Annotated in this window: 14 protein-coding genes; 5 read left to right on the top strand and 9 right to left on the bottom strand. The window is 60.0% G+C overall.

Annotated features, from left to right (window positions below):
• Positions 1-158: 158 nt before the first annotated feature.
• Positions 159-902 (bottom strand): phosphatase PAP2 family protein, encoded by a 744-nt coding sequence (locus tag NK667_RS01755; RefSeq protein WP_054613679.1) that lies wholly within the window; start codon positions 900-902, stop codon positions 159-161.
• Between the two features lie 54 nt (positions 903-956).
• Positions 957-2906 (bottom strand): LTA synthase family protein, encoded by a 1950-nt coding sequence (locus tag NK667_RS01760; protein ID WP_054613680.1) that lies wholly within the window; start codon positions 2904-2906, stop codon positions 957-959.
• A 202-nt stretch (positions 2907-3108) separates the two neighbouring features.
• Between NK667_RS01760 and colR the strand changes: the two genes are divergently transcribed.
• The 5 genes from colR (at position 3109) to NK667_RS01785 (ending at position 6868) form a co-directional block, all read left to right on the top strand.
• On the top strand, positions 3109-3792 hold the full coding sequence (gene colR / locus NK667_RS01765) for a two-component system response regulator ColR (RefSeq protein ID WP_054045155.1): 684 nt from the start codon (positions 3109-3111) through the stop codon (positions 3790-3792).
• Positions 3782-5062, top strand: a complete 1281-nt coding sequence (locus tag NK667_RS01770; RefSeq protein WP_054613681.1) for a sensor histidine kinase — start codon at positions 3782-3784, stop codon at positions 5060-5062. Before colR ends, NK667_RS01770 begins: the two co-directional genes overlap by 11 nt.
• 189 nt (positions 5063-5251) lie before the next feature.
• Complete coding sequence (locus NK667_RS01775) at positions 5252-5920, top strand: class I SAM-dependent methyltransferase (RefSeq protein WP_054614066.1); 669 nt, start codon at positions 5252-5254, stop codon at positions 5918-5920.
• A gap of 4 nt (positions 5921-5924) precedes the next feature.
• Positions 5925-6638, top strand: coding sequence for a lipopolysaccharide kinase InaA family protein (locus NK667_RS01780; protein ID WP_054613682.1), 714 nt, complete (start codon positions 5925-5927; stop codon positions 6636-6638).
• A gap of 2 nt (positions 6639-6640) precedes the next feature.
• The gene (locus NK667_RS01785) at positions 6641-6868 is read left to right on the top strand and encodes a hypothetical protein (RefSeq protein WP_083471270.1); all 228 of its coding nucleotides are present in this window, start codon (positions 6641-6643) and stop codon (positions 6866-6868) included.
• Between the two features lie 186 nt (positions 6869-7054).
• Here the strand turns inward: NK667_RS01785 and NK667_RS01790 are convergent, their stop codons facing one another.
• The 7 genes from NK667_RS01790 to NK667_RS01820 form a co-directional block, all read right to left on the bottom strand.
• A complete protein-coding gene (locus tag NK667_RS01790) occupies positions 7055-10081 on the bottom strand; it encodes a multidrug efflux RND transporter permease subunit (protein ID WP_054613683.1) in 3027 nt (1008 codons plus the stop codon).
• A 13-nt stretch (positions 10082-10094) separates the two neighbouring features.
• Positions 10095-11243: an efflux RND transporter periplasmic adaptor subunit gene (locus tag NK667_RS01795; RefSeq protein ID WP_054045147.1), complete on the bottom strand. Its 1149-nt coding sequence runs from the start codon at positions 11241-11243 to the stop codon at positions 10095-10097.
• Positions 11244-11514: 271 nt separating this feature from the next.
• Positions 11515-12612 (bottom strand): DUF1513 domain-containing protein, encoded by a 1098-nt coding sequence (locus NK667_RS01800; RefSeq protein ID WP_054613684.1) that lies wholly within the window; start codon positions 12610-12612, stop codon positions 11515-11517.
• Positions 12613-12626: 14 nt separating this feature from the next.
• Positions 12627-13691 carry an imelysin family protein gene (locus tag NK667_RS01805; protein WP_054613685.1) on the bottom strand — a complete coding sequence of 355 codons (1065 nt, stop codon included), beginning with the start codon at positions 13689-13691 and terminating at the stop codon, positions 12627-12629.
• 26 nt (positions 13692-13717) lie between these two features.
• Entirely contained in the window at positions 13718-15145 is a 1428-nt protein-coding gene (locus NK667_RS01810) for a di-heme oxidoreductase family protein (protein WP_054613686.1), read from the bottom strand.
• Positions 15146-15582: 437 nt separating this feature from the next.
• Entirely contained in the window at positions 15583-16935 is a 1353-nt protein-coding gene (locus NK667_RS01815; protein ID WP_054614067.1) for an imelysin family protein, read from the bottom strand.
• A 296-nt stretch (positions 16936-17231) separates the two neighbouring features.
• A complete protein-coding gene (locus NK667_RS01820) occupies positions 17232-19283 on the bottom strand; it encodes a putative bifunctional diguanylate cyclase/phosphodiesterase (protein ID WP_054045139.1) in 2052 nt (683 codons plus the stop codon).
• Positions 19284-19656: the final 373 nt, after the last annotated feature.

Consider the following 19656-nt stretch of genomic DNA (forward strand, 5'->3'; position numbering starts at 1 on the left):
CTTACCCCTGTATTAAAAAACCCCGCCTGCGAAAGCAGGCGGGGTTTTTTATTGCCTTCTATAAAGGGCAAAGTCAAAAGATCGCAGCCTTCGGCAGCTCCTACATAAGGGCGGCGTACACCCTGTAGGAGCTGCCGAAGGCTGCGATCTTTTGATCTTCAGGCGTTGACCGGTTCTGCCTTGCCAACCCGCTCAGCCTTGGAAGCCGGTCGATACAGGATGTAGTAATACGACCCCAGGCAAATCAGCCAGCAGAAAATCGCCGTCCACACGTTGTGCGAGAAGAAGTGCGCGCCCTGCATCATCCGGCTGATCGAAAACACCGTGCCGAGCGCCGCCGCGAAGATAAACGCCTTGCGCGCCAGCCGAGGGCGACGATCACGCAGCACGAAGAACAGCGCAAACAACGTGAAACCCGTCGCCGCATGCCCACCCGGCCAGCAACGACCAGGTTTGTCGGTGTGCGGACGTGGGCTCAGCAGTTCGCTGTAGGTTTCGTGGCCGCCGAACTGTTCCAGGCTCCACGGGCATTGCACCGCCGTCACCACTTTCACCGGGGTAACAAAAGAAGTCGCCAGGCCGAGTGACAGCACCAGGCAACCCAGCTCCCGTTTGAACGGCTTGAGTTTCTCGACGAAAAACGAACAGATAAAACCGATCACCGCAAACACCGAGAACGCAATGACCACTTGCTTGGCCTTGTCGTGCAGGATGTTTTCCAGGAAGTAACTGTGCCGGCCGATGAAGTCACCGGCCGCCGGGTCATAAAAATGCCTGGCCAGGTCCATGTCCAGGTCGGTCAGTTCGAGCAGCACCAGAACGATCGCCGCAATGGCGGGAACCCCGAGGCACACCCAGAAATTGAGTGGCCGGGAAACGGGGCGAACAGCGGTTGATGACATGGTGGATCCTGAGCATGGGAAAAAGCCCCGGGGCATCAGCCCGGGGTCATTCGGTTAACGTTCGCTGACCTGGGGTGTGCCCTCCTTGGGCGCTTTCCAGCCAAGCAGCTGTTGCTTGAAGCCATAACTGGCGGTTTGGTAATAAGTGATGGCGCGGGTGATCAACGGATCGTTGGCCTGGGCCTTCGATTCGCGGCTCTCGGTCAACGCGTCGTCATGCCTGCGCAGACCTTGGCGCGGACTCAGGATTGCCAGGTCCTTGCCGTCGAACAGCCCCAAATGCTGGTAGTTGCCAACCACGACTCGCGGTGGCAATGGATTGTCCTGCAAAAGATTGCGGCCAAAGAATGTCGATTGATAGTCCATGTTCAGCAAACCCAGCAGGGTCGGCGCCAGATCAATCTGGCTGGCCAGTTGCGCGGTTTCCCGGGCCTCGATCAGCTTCGGTGCATAGATGAACAACGGAATCTGATAGTTGCTGATCGGCAAGTCTTCCTTGCCGGCGCTGCCTGCGGTGTGGTCGGCGACGAACACGAAAATCGTATTGTCGAACCAGGGTTTCTGGCGCGCCTGCTCAAGGAACTGGCCAATCGCATAGTCGGTGTACTTCACCGCACCGTCGCGACCGTTGCCGGACTTGATGTCGATCCGGTTGTCCGGGTAGGTATAAGGGCGATGGTTGGACGTGGTCATCAGTTGCAGCAAGAAGGGTTGCTGCTTGGCGTAGTCGGCGTCGGCCAGTTTCAGGGTCTGGTTATAAAGGTCTTCATCCGCCATGCCCCAGGCGTTCTTGAAGTGAATCTCCGATTCGTCGACGCTGCTCTGATCGACCACGCGATAACCGTTGCCACTGAAGAACGCGTTCATGTTGTCGAAGTAACCGCGCCCGCCATACACGAACACACTGTCGTAACCCACGGCGCCGAGCTGCTGGCCGAGGCTGGCGAAACCGCTTTCACGGCCCACGCGCTTGACGATCGAACGGCCCGGCGTCGGTGGAATGGCCAGGGTGATGGCTTCCAGACCACGATCGGTGCGGGTGCCGGTGGCGTAGAAGTTATTGAAATACAGGCTCTGTTTGCGCAGGGCATCGAGGTTTGGCGTCAGTTTGCGCTCGTCGCCGTTGCTGCCCATGTACTTGGCGCTGAAACTTTCGATGGTCACCAGCACAATGTTCGGTGTGCGCGGGGTGCCGGGATTATCGATCATGCGGCGTATGTCTTGCGGGTCTTCGCCGATGAAACGCGCGTTGGGCTCGCTGAGTTCGGCGCGGATCTGCCCCGCAACGGTGGCCGGCGGCAGGCTTTTATAGAACTGCGGGTAATCCAGTTCGTTATTACGGAACGCCGCGAAGAATTGATACGGGCCATTGCTCGCCAGTTCGTTCTGGTAGGCATTGCCGCCCTGAGCACGCGGGGCGTCCTGGCTGAGCAGTTGCAGGCTCAGGCCCGCCACGATCAACAGGCCCATGGCGTTGAGCAAACGTCGGCGCAGCGGTGGCAGCGGGGCGTCCAGCGCCGCATTCAACGACTTGCGCAGCACCAGGCTCAGAAGTACCGCCAGCACGGCGAGCACGCTGAGCAACGTGCCGATCGGGTACGACTCCAGCAGGTTGTTCAAGACTTCGTCGGAGTACACCAGGTAATCAACGGCGATGAAGTTGAAGCGCACACCGAACTCGTCCCAGAACAACCATTCGGCGACGGACGTGAACAGCATGGCAAAAAGACTGACGGTCAGCAGCCCCTGAAGAAACCAGCGATGGCCCCGACGACGCCACAAGCCGGGTGGGCAGAGCAGCAAGTAGAGGCCCATCGGCAGCGCCGCATAGGCAATGAAACCCAGGTCGTAAAGAAAACCGATGGCAAAAACCGACACAAAACCGCTACCGGCCTCATCCAGGTGAGTGAGCAGCAAAACTGTCCGGGTCAGAAAGAAAATCACCAGCCAGACGCTGGTGACAAGCAGCAGAAAGCGCATAGGCGCAGTCTTGAAGAAGTCCATTGGCTACATTCCTTATATCAATGGCGCGGGATTTTGAGCCGACCACTGTAGTCAGGTTGTGAACCGATAGTGAAAAACTTGTTAACTCGGTCAATTGGTTGAACGAATGGATGGATGCGCTCTTCAGGCCTAGCCGTGCGCTCAGCTTGGCCGTAAGCTGCGCGAGCCGAAGATGGCCGTTACTGTGTACGGAGGAGTGCCCATGCGAATTTTATTGGTTGAAGACAACCGCGATATCCTCGCCAATCTGGCGGATTACCTGGGGCTTAAGGGTTACACCGTGGATTGCGCGCAGGACGGCTTGTCGGGATTGCACCTGGCGGCCACCGAGCATTACGACCTGATTGTGCTCGACATCATGCTGCCCGGCATCGACGGCTACACCCTGTGCAAACGCCTGCGTGAAGACGCCCGCCGTGATACGCCGGTGATCATGCTGACGGCCCGGGATCAACTGGATGACCGGCTTCAGGGCTTCAAGTCCGGCGCCGATGATTACCTGATCAAGCCGTTTGCGTTGTCCGAACTGGCCGCGCGTATCGAAGCGGTGATGCGTCGTGCCCAGGGCGGCGGTCGGCGTGCGCTGCAGGTCGGCGACTTGAGTTACGACCTCGATACCCTGGAAGTGACTCGCGAAGGCCGTTTGCTCAAGCTCAACCCGGTCGGCCTGAAATTGCTGGCGGTGCTGATGCAGAAAAGCCCCCACGTGCTGCGCCGCGAGATCCTCGAAGAAGCCTTGTGGGGCGATGATTGCCCGGACAGCGACAGCCTGCGCAGCCACGTTCACCAACTGCGCCAGGTGATCGACAAGCCTTTCGCCAAGCCTTTGCTGCAAACCGTGCACGGTGTGGGTTATCGCTTGGCCGAGGGCCGAGATGGAGTTTAAGCAGAGCCTCGCTCAACGGATCATCATCGCCTTTGCGCTGATGAGCGCACTGGTGGCAGGGGCCTTCGCCATGGGTATCGTGGCGACCGTGCACCTGGTGGAAGAGAAGCTGATTTCGGCAGGCCTGGGCGGTGACTTGCAACGCCTGCTGCTGATGGACAGCGTCACGGACTGGAGCCATCGCCCGGAACCGGATCAGCTGTTTTATTTCAGCGGCGGGCCCGGGGACTTCGAGTTGCCCAAGGATCTGCGTCATCTGGATTCCGGTTTCCACGAAGTGTTTCGCGAAAATCTGTCCTACCACGCGATGGTCGAAATCGTCGATGGTCGGCGCTACGTGCTGTTGCAGGATCAGAGCGATTTCGAAGAGCGTGAGCGCGTGCTGTTTGCCGTGGTGCTGGTGGGCTTCGTGCTGAGCCTGGCATTGGCAGTATTTCTCGGCTGGATCCTGGCGCGCAAAGTCATGGCGCCTGTGGTGCGACTGGCCCGTCAGGTGCGGCATCGCGATCAGTTATTGGGTTTGGCGCCGCCACTGGCGCCGGATTATGCGGCTGACGAAGTGGGCGAACTGGCGGTGGCCTTCGACGCCACCCTTGGCCGTTTGCGCCAGGCGTTGACCCGTGAACGTCTGTTCACCAGTGACGTCAGCCATGAATTGCGCACGCCGCTGATGGTGCTGGCCAGCTCCTGCGAGTTGCTGCTGGAAAACCCTGGCATCGACCAGCGCGGTCGGGCCCAGGTCGAGCGTATCGCCCGGGCCTGTGAGGAAATGCGCGAACTGGTACAGACCTTCCTGATGCTCGCCCGCGCCCAGCGTGAAGACGCCAGCATGTCGCCACAGCAGACCATCAGCCAAGTCGCCGACGGGCTGCTCAGTCTTTGGCGCGAGCCGATCGAGTACAAGGGCCTGGCGCTGAATTTCGAGCCGGGCATTCCATCGAACAACCGCTACAACGCAACCCTGCTGCATGCGGTGATGGGCAACTTGCTGCGCAATGCGCTGCACTACACTGAAATCGGCTTTATCCGCCTGACACTGACCGACACCGGGTTTATGGTCGAGGACAGCGGTGTCGGCATCCCCGAGGAGAAACGCGAGGCGATGTTCGAGCCTTTCGTGCGGGGCAGCGAGAAGCGCGGCGAAGGTCTGGGGCTGGGGCTGTCACTGGTGCAGCGGATCTGCGAGAACCAGGGCTGGACCGTCAGCCTCACTACCATGGAGCCCAATGGCTGCCGCTTTGAGGTGGAGTTGGGTAAGCCTCGGGTCTGACAACGTAAAAAGATCGCAGCCTTCGATTCCTGCGATCTTTTCGTGGTGGCCCTGCGCTATTATCTGATCCCTGTAAAACGTTGAAATACTTCACTGTTTTACTCAACGAAGTTTTCACAAAGTCATGACCTGACGCTGACACGGCGCTACCTAACGTAGGTGTCATCAGCAATTCAGGAGACTTTGATGATGGCAGGCCCGATCAAACTGGATTTTTCCGAGAAGTACGACGATCAACATGCGCAAAGATATTTGCGCAAGCATCAGGATGGTCTCGGCCGTCGATTGTCCCATTGGCGTGACGAACAGCTGGCCCGCAAGGCTCTGACCTTGGCGGGTGACCCTGGGCTGGTCCTCGATTTGCCATGCGGCGCGGGGCGTTTCTGGCCGTTACTGGCGCAAAAGCACAACCGTGTGATCATCGGAGCCGACAACTCCGAGTCGATGCTGAAGATCGCCACTCAGGCCCAACCCGCCGAAGTGGTGAAACGGGTACAACCCTTGCACACTTCTGCATTCGACATTGCTTTACCTGATAACGCCGTCGACAGCATTTTCTGCATGCGTTTGCTCCATCACATCGGTGAAGCCGAGCATCGACTGGCAATTTTGCGTGAGTTTGAGCGGGTCACCCGTGACAGCGTGATTCTTTCGCTGTGGGTGGACGGCAACTTCAAGGCCTGGAAACGCAAGCGCGCCGAGAAAAAACGCGGGCAGGAAGGTTACCAAAATCGATTTGTGTTACCGGCTGTTACGGTTGAAAAGGAATTCGAACAAGCGGGTTTCCGCATTCAGGAACAACTGGACTTCATACCGCTCTATGCCATGTGGCGGGTTTACGTATTACGCAAGAGGTAACAGGATGGCAGTGCAATATGCAGCAGAAACGGAAGTCGCTCCTCAGGACCGCTTCGACTATTTCTGGAATCAGCGCGGTGAATGGGTAGAAGAACCCAACGTTCGTCGCGGTGGTGAAAGTGGCGTGCAGCGCGTCAGGAGCACCGACGGACAGCTGCTGTATGCAAAGCGTCAGACCGGGCATATCTATCGCAGCTGGCTGCACCCCTTCGGCCGGCCGACGGTGTTGCGCGAGCGTGATGCGCTGATCGGTTTGACGGCGCTGGGTGTGCGGGTACCGGAAATGGTGTTCTGCGGCGCCCAACGTGACCCTGTCCATAAATGGCGTGCCTTGCTGGTCACCAAGTCCCTGGACGGTTTCGAAGAAATCGAACACTGGTACGCGGGCGGCGGTCGCGAACGTCACGGCGAAGCGGTTCACGAGCGTGTCCTCAAGGAACTGGCCGAGAATCTGGCCCGCATGCACAAGGGCCGCTGGCAGCACAGCTGTATCTACATCAAGCACGTTTTCGTGCGGGTCGCCGGCGAAGGTGAGGCCGCCACGGTGGAAGTGGCGTTGATCGATCTGGAGAAATGCCGCCAGCGTTTGACTGCCCAGCGCGCTGCCGCCCATGACATGAAGCAATTGCGTCGCCACTCGTCGTTCAGCGATACAGACTGGAAGAATCTGGTCTATTTTTATGAGACGGCGTTTGGCAGCGCTATCAAGGGTTTATAGCGATGAAACTCGAAATTGCACGAGGTGTGTTTCTAATAGGAGCCTTGGCAGTTGCTTCATTGGCGGTGGCGGCTTGGGAGCAGCCCCGCACGCAAGTCCTCAGTGCAGTGAACGGTGACGCTCACTGCCCGTTGCCACGGGTTGCCAAAGCAACCGTGGCGACACAACCTGATCATGACTTGTTGCTGTTCATGTTCGGACTATCACAAGGATTGAGGCCGCAAAGTTGAACAGATTGAAGCCAAAATAAAAGGCCTCGCAGATGCGGGGTCTTTTTTTTGCCTGATGTTCAGCAACAACACCAAACCCCTGTGGGAGCGGGCTTGCTCGCGAAGGGGCCCTGTCAGTCAGCATCTTCGCTGAATGACACACCGCTTTCGCGAGCAGGCTCGCTCCCACAAGGAGATTAGCGTGCATCAGGGTTTATCGGGTTTGGCCAGTAGCGTGTAGATGCACGGCAACACGAACAAGGTAAACAACGTCCCGATCGACATCCCAGTGGCGATCACCGTGCCGATGTCGAACCGGCTGACCGCACCCGCACCCGTCGCCAGAATCAGCGGCACCATGCCAAACACCATGGCTGCGGTGGTCATCAATACCGGCCGCAAGCGGATGGCCGCCGCTTCTTCCACGGCTTCCCGGGGCGTCAAACCCTTTTCCTTGCGCAGTTTATTGGCGAACTCGACGATCAGGATCCCGTGTTTGCTGATCAGCCCGATCAGCGTCACTAGCCCGACCTGGGTGTAGATATTCATGCTCGACCAACCGAGGAACAGCGGAATCAATGCGCCACAGATCGACAGCGGCACGGTGACCAGGATCACCAGCGGGTCGCGGAAGCTTTCGAATTGCGCCGCCAGTACCAGGAAAATGATCGCCAACGCCAAGGCAAACGTGACCCACAGCGCGCTGCCTTCCTGAACGAATTGTCGCGATGTGCCACCGTAGTCAAAGGCAAAACCCGCCGGAGCTTCTTCCTGGGCGATCTGGCGCACGACTTCGATGGCCTCGCCCATGCTCACCAGCGGGAACCCGGTCACAGCCGCCGCGTTGAGTTGCTGGAACTGGTTCAACTGCCGTGGTCGTGCCCGGTCGGTGACGGTGATCAGGGTCGACAGGGGCAGCAGTTCGCCAGCGGTGTTCTTGACGTAGTAGTTGTTCAGCCAGTCGGGGTTATCCCGGTACGCCCGCTCAACCTGGGCGATGACCTTATAGCTGCGCCCTTCAATGGTGAACCGGTTGATCTCCGCCTCACCCAGCAGCGTCGCCAGCGTGCCGCCGAGGTCCTGCATCGACACACCCATCTGCGCCGCTTTGGCGCGGTCGATATCCACCACGACTTCCGGTTTGTCGAACGCCAGGTCGATATCGACGAAGGCGAATTTGCCGGACTCCAGCGCGCGCTTTTTCACCCGGTCCGCGACGTCCAGCAGCGATGCGTAATCGTTGGCGGTATTGATGATGAACTGGAACGGCAAGCCTTCACCGGTGCCCGGCAAGGACGGCAGGTTGAAGCCGAAGATCTGCAAACCGGGAATGTTCCCCAGCCTGGCCTGGACCTCGGGCAGGATCTGCATTTGCGTGCGGCTGCGCTCGTTCCACGGTTTGAGCAGGAAACCGCCGATACCCGATTGCACGCCGTTGAAACCGTTGATCTGGAACGAGGAGTAGTACTCGGGAAACTCCTTGAAGATCTGGATGAACTCGTCGGTGTAGGCATTCAGGTAATCGAGGTTGGTCGGCTGCGGCGCGTTGGCCATCATGAAAATGATGCCCTGGTCTTCGTCAGGCGCCAGTTCCGACTTGGCGAACTTGAGAAACACCGGGATCAGGCACAGCACGATCACCGCGAACACCAGCACCACCGGCCGGGTATTGAGCGTGCCGTGGAGCATGCTCTGGTAGCGGCGCTTGAGGCTTTCGAAAATCAGGTCCAGGCGATGGGCGAGGCCACTGGGGTTTTGATCGTGGCGCAGCAAAAAGGCGCACATCATCGGCGACAGGGTCAGGGCGACAATGCCCGAGATCACCACCGCCCCGGCCAGCGTCAGGGCAAACTCCTTGAACAACGCCCCGGTGAGCCCGGTGAGGAAACCAATCGGCGCATACACCGCCGCCAGGGTGATGGTCATGGACACCACCGGCATGGCGATTTCCCGGGCGCCTTCAAGGGCCGCGTCCAGCGGTGTCTTGCCTTCCTCGATGTGCCGGTGAATGTTTTCCACCACCACGATCGCATCGTCCACCACCAGCCCGATGGCCAGCACCATCGCCAGCAGGGTCAGCAGGTTGATCGAATAGCCCATCATCTGCATGAAGAACATCACGCCGATCATCGACAGCGGGATGGTCACCACCGGGATCACCACCGAGCGCAGGGCGCCGAGGAACAGGAACACCACGACAATCACGATCAGCACCGCTTCGAACAGGGTCTTGATCACCTCGTTGATCGAGGCCTGGATAAACAGCGTGGCGTCGTAGGCGATTTCGCTTTTCAGGTTGGGCGGCAACTGGGCTTCCAGCTCCGGCATGATCTTGCGCACTTCCCTGATCACGTCCAGCGGGTTGGCGCCGGGTGTTGCCTTGATGCCGATGTACACCGATGGCGTGCCACCGAAGGAACTGATGGCGTTGTAGTTTTCAGCGCCCATCTCGACTCGCGCCACATCGCTGAGCAATACGCGGCTGTCACCCGACACCTTGAGCGGAATCGCGGCGAAAGCTTCGGCAGATTTGAGTTCGGTGTTGGCATTGATGCTGGTGACCACGTACTCGCCTTTCACTTCGCCGGCCGCGGACAGGAAGTTGTACTGGCGCACCGCGTTGGTCACGTCACTGGCGCTCAAGCCAAAACCGGCGAGTTTCACCGGGTCGAGCCACAGGCGCATGGCAAACACCTGGTTGCCGAGAATCTCGGCTTCGGCCATGCCCGGCAATGTCGCCAGTTTTGGCTGGATGACCCGGGACAGGTAGTCGGTGATCTGCGGGTTGTTCAGCTCCTTGCTGAAGAAGCTGATGTACATCAGCGCCGAGGCGTCGGCGGCTTCCTTGCTCAGCACCGGGTCTTCGGCGTCCTGGGGCAGCTTGTTCTTGACCTCGTTGGCCTTGGCCAGCAGCTCGGTGAACAAGCGGTCGCTGTTGGAGCCGATGCGCGCGTAGATCGAGATTACCGAGAAGTTCTGGCGACTGACCGAGGTCATGTAGTCGATGCCCTCGGCACTCGCCAGGCTCTGCTGCATCGGTTGGGTGATGTAGCCCTGAATGGTTTCGGCGTTGGCCCCGGGGTAGGCGGTGGTCACCGTGATCAGGGCGTTTTCCATTTGCGGGTATTGGCGCAGGGGCAGCTTGCTCCAGGCCTGGAAGCCCAGCAGCACAATCAACAGGCTGACCACGGTGGCGAGCACCGGGCGGCGGATGAACGGATCGGTAAAAGCCATGAGGATTCCTTGATCAGTCAGTACGTGGCTGACTGTTCTTATCGGTCAGGGTCTTGTCGTCGCTGATGGCAATGTGTGCGCCGTTGTCCAGTTTGATCTGGCCGGCCGTGACCACTTGTTCGCCGCTCTGCACGCCTTTGTTGATCATCACCAGGCCATCACGGCGTTCGCCGGTTTCGATGAAGCGTCGTTCGGCGATCAGGATCGGTTGGCCCTTGTCGTCTTTTTCGACACTGCCGTCCTCGGCTTTCTTCTGCCCGACCACGTACAGCGAGTTGCCGTAGAGGGTGTAGGTGATCGCGCTTTCCGGTACGACGATATGCTGTTGCGGGTCCGGCAGCATGACTTGCAGGCTGGCGAACATGCCCGGCAACAACTTGCCATCCGGATTCGCCAGCGTGGCGCGGACCAGGATGTTGCGGGTGCTGTTCTCGACCTTCGGGTTGATCGCGCTGATGGTGCCGGGGAATTTCTGCGTCGGGTAGGCCGAGACGATGACCTGCACGGGTTGGCCGAGAGCGATCTTGGGCACCGATTGCTCGGGCAGGAAGAAGTCGACATAGAGGCTGCTGAGGTCTTGCAGGGTCGCGATCATCGTGCCGCTGGCGAGGTAGTCGCCGACGTCCACCTGACGAATGCCGATGGTGCCGCTGAAGGGCGCGAGGATGCGTTTCTTCGCCAGGGACGCCTTGAGCTGATTGACCGTAGCCTTGTTCTTTTGCAGTTGCGCCGAAAGCCGGTCGTACTCGCCTTTGGAGATCGCCCGACTGTCGACCAATTGACTGCCGCGACCGAAATCCAGCTGCGCCAGACCAAGGTCAGCCTGGGCGGTTTCGAGCAGGGCGCTTTCGACGGCGCTGTCCAGTTGCAGCAGCGGTTGTCCGGCCTTGACCTTCTGCCCCGACTCGAACATCAGGTCCTTGACCGTGCCCGAAATCTCCAGGCTCAGGTTCACCCCTTGCAACGCCTTGAGCGTGCCAACGGTGGGCAAGCGCATTTGCCACGGCTGTTCGGAAGCCGTGGCCACGGCCACGCTGATGGGCGGTTTCGGCTTGGAAAAACCCTGGATCATCGTGTAAATCGAAAAGGCCTTGTAACCGCCCAGGGCCAGCACGATCAGCAACACAACACCCAACATGATCAGCATGCGGCGACGCAGCATATTTCCACTTCCTTGGAGAAAATCAGGCGAGACAGGCGGGAACATTACTCCGAGTGGGAAGGGGAATCCAACTGCCACTTATTACAGATAGTAATACGGCGTACACAAAACCTGTGGCGAGGGGGCTTGCCCCCGTTCGGCTGCGAAGCAGTCGTCAAACCATTGCACGCGGTGTGCCTGTGACACCGCAATCGCAAGTTTTGGGGACGCTTCGCGGCCCAACGGGGGCAAGCCCCCTCGCCACAGGTTGAGTCCAACACTTAGGGGGGAATCAAATGAGGTGCAGGTGGTTATCCCAAAGCCCCGCCGGCAGCTCCAGCGGTTTTGCAACCAGATCTGTCTGACGGCAATCGTAGTACCGGCAACGACCCTGGCCCGAGGTCACGACGAACCCGTCCGCCACCGCACCGACCCCGGCGCAATCCGGCAACGGCGCATCCAGGCGCACTTCGCCGCTGTCCAGGTCCCAGATGAAAAAGCGATTACCGCGTGGCGCGGTCAACGCGACCAGCCGCAGCTCGCTGTGCACCGCGACACTGGCGGTGTAATGCCCCATGGCCTGCAACTGATGTTCCGGCACCGGGAACGCCACGAACGGCTGGCCCGGGCGTTTGATCGCCAGCAACTCCGACGACTCATGGGACGGCCCCATGAATTGCTGGCTGGCGAGGATAGTGCCGTCGCTGGCAACCCCCAGATGACGCACGCTGTTCATCTGTTGGCCGAGGGTTTCCTTGCTCAACAAGGTGCCGTCGCGCTGCATCAGCACCAGGCTCGGCTCCATCGCGTTCAGGTTCATCTCGACCCGGCTTTCGGCCTCGGTACGAATCCCGCCGTTGGCCACCACCAGAGTTTCGCCGTCGGGCATCCACGACACCTGATGCGGGCCGACGCCGTGGGTAGGAATTTCGCCGCTGTGGATAAGTCGCTCACCTTCGAACTTATACACACCCAGCAAGCCGCGACCCGGATCGCTGGTGTCATTCTCGGTGGCGTACAAGAACTCACCGTTCTTGTGAATCACCGCGTGCCCATAGAAATGCCGGTTCGGCTGCGACGTCACGGTTTGCAGCAGCGTGCCGTCGCGCAGGTCGATCAGGTAACTTTCGGTGCCCGGACGCCGCGCGACAAACAGCGCAATCGCCAGCGTCGGGTGATTGATGATGTCGTGGCAACGCTGGCCTACCTGGGTGGCGAACACCCGGGTGCCGTCCAGCCGATAACCGACAGCGTAATGCTTGCCGTCGGTATCGTCCCGCGCCGACAGCAGCAGCGGGCTCTGATCCTTGCGCTTGAACAGCGTCCAGCCGCCCAGTGTCACTGCTCCCAGCAGCAAACTACCTAAAGTCAGAGCCTGACGTCGCAGCATGGCACTCGCCCTCATCAGTCACCGTCGTTGGCGTTGAAGCCCAGTTGGATGCCCAGCGCCTTGGCCAGTTCGCCTTCGTGCAGGCGATGGACGACGTTGAGGCTGTCGTAGATATCGTTGAGTTGCTGGCGACCGGCATCGTCGTTGAGCATTTCGGTCAGCGAGCGCTGGTTGCTGGCGAACAGTTTGAGCGAGGCGGCGTAGGCAGCGTCGATCTTGTCGGCCAACGGTTTCTGATCGCTCGGCAACAGACCGCGCAGGCCTTTGTTGTCGACCCCGACCCAGACGGTTTTCGCCGCGGCCAGGCTGGCTTCCAGACCTTGTAGCGACGACTGGCTGCGCCACGCATCAGCCTGGAACGGCTGTGGAATACCCTTGGTCTGGCGACCCATCGGCGTGCCGAGTTTTTTCTTCAGGGTGTCCAGCGCCGTAACCTGAACCCGCAGCAGATCGGCGATCGCTTCGTGGGAATCGGCGTAGCGCTGGTTCGGGAATTTGCTCATCTGCGCGAGCATGCCGTCGTTGGTGTTCCAGCGCGACAGGATCTCTTCGGCCAGTTGCTTCTGACGTTCGCCGATGGCGGTCAGCAGCGGGCAGTACTTAGCTTTCTGGGTGGCATCGGCCATGTCGATCTTGCTGTCGAACAGGATGTATTCGTAGGCCGACAGGCCCTGAACCACCACGCTTGATTTGGCCAGCGCTGCGGCATCGATCTGCGGCTGGGCGGTGACCAGTTGCTCGACCTGACGGCCGACGAGGTTTTTCTTGTCCGGCCAGAACTGCACCTGCCACGCACGGTTGCCCTCGGCCAGCGGCCCGATCAGCAACGGTTGCAGCTCGGCCCAGGCTTTCTGCGCGTGCAGGAAGTCGGCGCGGGCGGTGTCCAGGTCTTCTTTGCCCTGGCAATAGGCGAGGGCGCTGACGGCCAGTTGGCGGTCGGCTTCGACCCAGCGGCTGTAGGTCGGCAGGATCACTTGCTTGGCGATGGCCGCCGAGGTGACGGCTTGCGGATCCTGCGGCGAACAGGCGCCGAGGGCGAGCGCTGCAAGGCTGGTGAACAACAATTTGGGACGGAACATGTCGGGCTCCCGATTCTTTTAAGTGCTTAGAGAGAATTCAAAAACGCCAGCAACGCACTGCGCTGCTCGGCATTGAAAGACAAAACCTGTTGCTGCGCCGCGCTCGCTTCGCCGCCATGCCAGAGCACGGCTTCAAGCAGGTTGCGGGCGCGGCCATCGTGCAAAAACTGGGTGTGGCCACTGACCGCTTGCGTCAGACCGATGCCCCACAACGGCGGAGTGCGCCAGTCGCGGCCACTGGCCTGGAATTCGCTGCGGTTATCCGCCAGGCCGTCGCCCATGTCATGTAGCAGCAGATCGCTGTAGGGGCGAATCACTTGATTGGCCAGTTCAGGCTCGGCGGCGTTAGCGGCGGTGGTGTATTTCGGCGTGTGACAGGACTGACATCCCGCCTGGAAAAACAGATTCTTGCCCGCCAGCACTTGCGGCGTGCCGACATCGCGGCGGGCCGGGACGGCGAGGTTACGGCTGTAAAACAGCACCAGTCGCAGAATGTTGTCGCTGACTTCCTGCTCGCCGTTCGGGCCATTGCCGTTGGGCGCTTGCTTGCAGGCTGTTTGCGCGTCGGTGCAGTCATCGAAAGGTCGCAGGCTGGTGGTCAGGCCCATGTCACCCGAGAACGCGTGAACATTCTGTTGATTGAGGTTGGGCTGCCCGGCCTTCCAGCCGAAGCGGCCGAGGACGGTTTTTTGCTGGGCGTCATCCCAGACCTTGTTCGGGCGTCCGGCGATGCCGTTCTTTTCTTTGGCCTGGGCCTCGGCATTGGCCAGGATCGCTTCGTCGGGGATCGCTTCGAGCAGGCCCAGGCCGATCATCGGCGGTGCAACCCGTGCCGAGAAACGGGTGTCGGGGTGCATCGGGCCGTAGCCCAGTTGCGTGATTTGCAAGGTCGGTTTGCGCAGCTCGACTTCGGTGCCGTCCTTGAAACGAATCGGCACGGGCGTGTAGTCGACCCGGACCTTGCCTTCCGGCGCGACGCCGGGCACCGACATGTCCTGCAACTGGCCGCCGTAGACCGGCTCGGGGACCACGCCCAGCTGCTCGATGACCTTTGCGTAGGCCGGTGCGTCGGGAATCGACAGGCGCACCAGCATCGACACCGCGTTATTGGCATCCGGCGTCGGCGGATGACCGCGACCGTCCTTGATGTGGCAGTTCTGGCAAGCGTTGGTGTTGAATAATGGGCCGAGGCCATCCCGGGCGGTGGTGGTCGACGGGGCGATCACCCAGGGGCTGCGGAAAAAGCTGTTGCCGACGCTGAAGTCCACCCGACGTGACGGCGGCAGATTGGCCGAGGGCAGGGAAAACGCGTTCTGATCGGTCTTGCGCACCGTCGCGCTGCCACCGGACCGCGCTTCACCGGGTTCGGCCTGGGTAAAACGCGGGGCGTCATCGCAGGCACTCAGGCCCAGGGCCATGAACAGGGTGCACCAACGAAGAGGCAACGACGGCATCAGGTTTCCTGAAAGACGAGCAAAACAAGGGCGCAAAGTCTAACAGGGCGGGGGAAATTGAATAAGAGGAATTATCGTTTGGTTGATGTGGGACATAATTTTCCTGCCCACCACAATTCACCTGTGGGAATGCAATCCAATGTGGGAGCGAGCTTGCTCGCGATGGGGTCATCACAGTCGACATTGATGTTGAATGTGCGACCGCTATCGCGAGCAAGCTCGCTCCCACATTTTGTCTCGTGTGAAGCCCGGATTTGTGGCCGCCATCAATACCCTGTGGGAGCGGGCTTGCTCGCGAAGACGGCATCACATCCAACATTTTTGGTGACTGATACACCGCTTTCGCGAGCAAGCCCGCTCCTACAGGGGACCGTGTTCAGGCGGGTATGAAAAAGGCGACCCGAAGGTCGCCTTTTTTGTCACTCAGCCAGCGTTGATCAGAATTCGTGATCAGCGTTGTCCGGGTTCAGGTCGCTGATGCCCAGTTTGCCAGCGGCCGCTTCGATCGAACCGGTCTGCTTGACCAGGGACGCGATGGCGTCACGTACGATCTGGTTGCCCGCGGTGTTGCCGGCGGCGATCAGTTGGTCGTAGTGCTCACCCTTGTTGGCGTGATCGACCATGACCTGGATCTTGGCTTCGGTCGCGGCCAGATCAGCTTTCAGGGCGGTGTCGGCAGCCGGGTCGGCCTTGGCCACCAGGGACGACAGGCTCGCGCCGGTCATTTTGGTGCCGTCGACGCGGGTGTATTCGCCCAGGTACACGTTACGCACGCCTTTGGCATCGTAGAAGTGCGAGTTGTGGGTGTTGTCGCTGAAGCAATCCTGTTCGTCTTCCGGGGAGTTGGCCTCCAGGGAAACCTTCATGCGCTCGCCCGCCAGTTCGCCCAGGGACAGGCTGCCCATGCCGAACAGCATTTTGCGCAGGCCGGTTTCACCAGGCTCGGCTTCCAGGGTGGCGCGGTAGTTGTCGGCCACGTTCGGCTTCCAGTTACCGACCATTTCTTCCAGGTCGCTGACCAGCAGTTGGGTCACGGACTTCAGGTAGGCACGGCGACGATCGTTGTGACCGCCCGTTGCGCCTTTGCCTTCCAGGTAGTCGGAAGCAGGACGGTTGCCGGCGCCTGGGCCGGTGCCGTTCAGGTCCTGGCCCCACAGCAGGAATTCGATGGCGTGGTAGCCGGTGGCGACGTTGGCTTCAGCACCGCCCAGCTCGTTCAGGCTGGCGAGTTTTTCCGGGGTGATTTCTTTGACATCGACCTTGTCTTCGCCGACCTGGACTTCGGTGTTGGCGATGATGTTGGCGGTAGCGCCCGGGTTACCCAGTGCGTGTTCGTAGGATTTGTCGACGTAGTCGATCAGGCCTTCGTCCAGTGGCCAGGCGTTCACCTGACCTTCCCAGTCGTCGATGATGGTGTTGCCGAAGCGGAACACTTCGCTCTGCAGGTAAGGAACGCGAGCAGCGACCCAGGCAGCCTTGGCGGCTTTCAGGGTGTCGGCGTTCGGCTTGGCGAGGAAGGCGTCGACGGCGGTTTGCAGGGTTTTCGCAGTAGATTCGGCATCGCTGTAAACGGCGAAGACCATGTCGGCGTAATGCGCGACCACGGCTTTGGCGGCGGCTTCGTCGACTTTACCGGCGGCGGCTGGCGCAGCAGCCGGGGCCGCAGCGGTGGTGCTGGCGGCCGGCGCAGGCGTTGGCGCAGCGGCGGTCTTGTCTTTGCCTTCACCGCAACCGGCGAGGGAAATAGCGATGGCCAACAGACTGGCGGTAGCCAGAGGCATACGAATCATGGCGAACATCCTGCTTCGATAGGGGGTGGAATGGCGCCAGGGGCGCGCAAAACTGCGACATAATGCAAATCTTTCGCATTATGTGTAAAGGGTTGTGCTTGGAAATATTTCGTATTTAGCGGGTGAGGGTGCTGTGGATCAAAAGATCGCAGCCCTGTAGCAGCTGGCGCAGCCTGCGTTCGGCGGCGCAGCCGTCGTAAATTTAGACGCTGCGGTCTGCCTGATGCACCGAGGCGCCTGATTTTACGACGGCTTCGCCGCCGAACGCAGGCTGCGCCAGCTGCTACAAAGGGCCGTTAGAGGATGGCCGCGTTACTGCGCTGGGCCTGCTTTAGATAAGCGCTCAACTCACGCGCTGGCAGCGGTTTGCTGTAGTGGTAACCCTGACCTTCGTGGCAGCCTTCGGAAATGATGTAGGCCTCTTGCTCGGCGGTTTCTACGCCTTCGGCAATTACCTGCATGCCCAGGCTCTTGCCCAACTGGATGATCGCGCGAACGATGGTCGCATCGTCGTCGTCATCCAGCAGGTCCTGGACGAAGCTCTTGTCGATCTTGATCTTGTCCAGCGGCAGGCTTTTCAGATAACTCAGCGACGAATAACCGGTGCCGAAGTCGTCGATGGCGATCAGCGCGCCGGAGCGACGCAGGCTCAGCAAATGCTGGGCGGCGGTGCTGATGTCTTCCATCAGGCCGGTTTCGGTGACTTCCAGCTCCAGGCTGCGCGGCGGCAGGCGGTAGATCTGTAACAGGTTGTTGACCACTCGCGGCAACTCGGCGTGGTGCAGTTGCACAGTCGACAGGTTCACCGCCATGCGCAGGTCGGCAAAACCCTGGTCATGCCAGTCGCGCAATTGCTTGCAGGCCTGATCCAGCACCCACTCGCCAATGGCAATGATGGTGCCGTTCTGCTCGGCCAGCGGAATAAACAGGTCCGGCGGCACCAATCCGTGTTCGGGGTGCTGCCAGCGAATCAACGCCTCGACGCCCACCACCCGATGATCGCGGTAGCTGATCTGTGGTTGGTAGACGAGGTAGAACTGGTCGCGGATCAGCGCATCACGCAGGTCTTTTTCCAGTTCGCGGCGGCGGCGCATTTCGCTGTCGACGCTGGCAATATAAAACTGATACCGGTTGCGCGAGCGAGTCTTGGCCAGGGTCATGGTCTGCTCGGCTTTTTGCAGCAACTTCTCGGTGCTGTCACCGTCCTCGGGGAACAGGGTGATGCCGATGGTGGCGCGCAGGCGGATTTCCTGATGATCGAGGGCAAACGCCGCTTCCAGGTCATCGAGAATGCTTTGGGCCAGTTCAGCCGCTTCGTAGGGTTGTTCGATGTCGGCCTGGACCAGCGCGAACTGGTCGCCACCGAGGCGGGCGAGGGCGCCGAGGCGACCACTGTGGGCCCGCAGGCGATCGGCCAGGGCCAGCAGCAATTGGTCGCCGGTCTGGTAGCTGAATTGTTCGTTGATGCCCTTGAAGTCATCGAGGCCCACGACCAGCACCGCGACCCGGCGCTGCAATTTGCCAGCGTCCACCAGGATCTTGTCCAGTTGCTGCTGCAATTGCTGGCGGTTCGGCAGGCCAGTGAGGAAGTCGTACTGGGCCATGCGCAGCAGGCTGTTTTCCGCTTCGTGGCGCAGATGCGTGTTGCGCTCGATGGACTCGAGCAACTGGTTGGCGGTGTTGATCCAGATCCCCAGTTCGTTCTTTTCGTGGCCCTTGAGCTGCGGAATCTTGTGTTCGCTGGGGCGGTCGGGGTTGATTTCGGTCAGGTGCTCGATGATCCGCGACAGCGGCTTGGTCAGCAGCCAGTGGTAAACCAGGTACAGCACCAGGCCCATGGCGAGGGCGCGCAGCACCCCGGAAATAAAGATGATTACCGAGCTGACGATGAAACCCTGGCCATAAGTGGCGGTGTCGAGGGTGATGCTCAGGTCTCCATAATATTCGCTGTAGGGCCCGCGACCCACCAGTTGGGTGGTGAAGGTGCGTTCCTGACCCAGAATCAGGTCGGTCAGCCAGCGGCTGTTGGAATGCTGCAGCTCGCGGGATTTCTGCGCGAGCATGGCTTCATTGGGGTGGCCAATGGAGGCCTGGCGCACGGCGTCATCCTGGAACAGGCCTTCGATCACTTGCATGCCCATCTCCCGGTCCAGGCTGTAGACGGCCTGGGTCGAGGGGTCGCGGAACATGTCGAGGATGCGCTGGGCATCACCGGCCACGGCCTGGCGTGTTTTATAGGCATCGAAAACGATCTGCGCGCAGCTCAAGACCACGCCGACGATCAATGCCGACAGGAGCACGACCCGGAGCAACTTCACCGACAAGCTGTTCTTGAGTTCCAGCTTCAAAGGGTTATTCCTTGTTCCGTGCGGGTAGCATCAAGTTGCCATGAGTATTGGCAATCCCGTGATGGCAGTCAAAGGGACAATTCAGCTCAGGGGATTTTGCCTGTAGCTTGGCCAATATGCTGGGATTTTGAGTGTTTGTCCTATTTGTACTGTGTCGGTAGTTTTGGCCTTCAACTTGAGGAGGTTCGGGAGTATTTTTCCTTTAGGTTGATGTTAGTCCGCTGTGGCTTGGGGGCAAGGCGCTCTTGTCTTGTTTCATTGTAGGAAATTGCGATTGGTCGCTTGGGGCTTGGCGGCCTCTGGGCCGACCATGTTTTGGGTGGTTTGGGGGGTATATCCGTTGCTGCGGTTATGGCGGCTGGCGGTTTCGCCC

The sequence above is a fragment of the Pseudomonas nunensis genome (genome assembly GCF_024296925.1).
Taxonomy (GTDB): Bacteria; Pseudomonadota; Gammaproteobacteria; order Pseudomonadales; family Pseudomonadaceae; genus Aquipseudomonas; species Aquipseudomonas nunensis.